This is a genomic window from Gemmobacter lutimaris (assembly GCF_003570715.1).
GTDB lineage: Bacteria > Pseudomonadota > Alphaproteobacteria > Rhodobacterales > Rhodobacteraceae > Gemmobacter > Gemmobacter lutimaris.
Window position 1 is genome coordinate 1 of record NZ_QXXQ01000056.1, and the last position, 743, is coordinate 743.

The 743-nt window shown below is 61.1% G+C and carries 1 protein-coding gene; it reads left to right on the forward strand.

Annotation, left to right across the window (positions count from 1 at the left end; genetic code table 11):
- Window positions 1–135: 135 nt before the first annotated feature.
- Entirely contained in the window at window positions 136–633 is a 498-nt protein-coding gene (locus tag D2N39_RS22435; protein ID WP_119136925.1) for a TniQ family protein, read from the forward strand.
- The last annotated feature ends 110 nt before the right edge of the window (window positions 634–743 follow it).

Below are 743 nucleotides of genomic sequence, written 5' to 3' on the forward strand. Positions count from 1 at the left end.
CCAGCAGGGCCGGGGTGCATAGGGACCTCGTCTCGTAGTCCCTGACGAGCTACCAACCGACCTCCGCTCTCTCCACTCGCCCCACCGCGCAAGCGCGAAATCAATGGGGCGTGGCCGTCGCTTACGGATAACCTGATGATCAACCCGCTTCCATTGACCGTTCCGCTTCTCTGGCGGGAGACCGCGACGTCCTTTACGTCGCGCTTGGCGGCCCGGAACGGGTTGTCGGCCCCGGACTTTTGTCAGGATTTCGGTATCACCTTTCGGGGTGTCGTTGATGGAGATCCTGTTGCGCTGCGCGTCATCGCGGACCTCGGCGGCGTCGATCGGGATGAACTCGCAGCTTGGTCCCCGACATCTGTGGGTGAGCGGCGCCTGAACTTCCGGGGGCATATCTTTCTCGGGAAAACACTCCGCAACCCGGAGACCCGAGGCTGCCCAGTATGCTTGCGGGAGGATGCCCAGAATTCTGGGCTTCCACCGGAACAGTCGATGGGCCTGCGCGGACACTGGAGTGTGCCGCATGTTGCGACCTGCGTGCGGCACGACCATCCCCTGGTTTTCCTATACCGTGATCCCCATGCGACCGCGCGATACGACAACGCACAGCACTTGGCTGTATCGACCCAGTGAAAATCTGCTCATGCTACAATGGAGAAGGTAGCGATGAGTGTGACGATGGACGACAGCATCAAGCGGTGGACTGCGAAGCGTAAGACGGCGCTGGTGGTCGAGATCATTCA

Bases quoted from the DNA above. Each gene is read 5' to 3' on its own strand.
- D2N39_RS22435 (WP_119136925.1), top strand. From the start codon at position 136: ATGATCAACCCGCTTCCATTGACCGTTCCGCTTCTCTGGCGGGAGACC.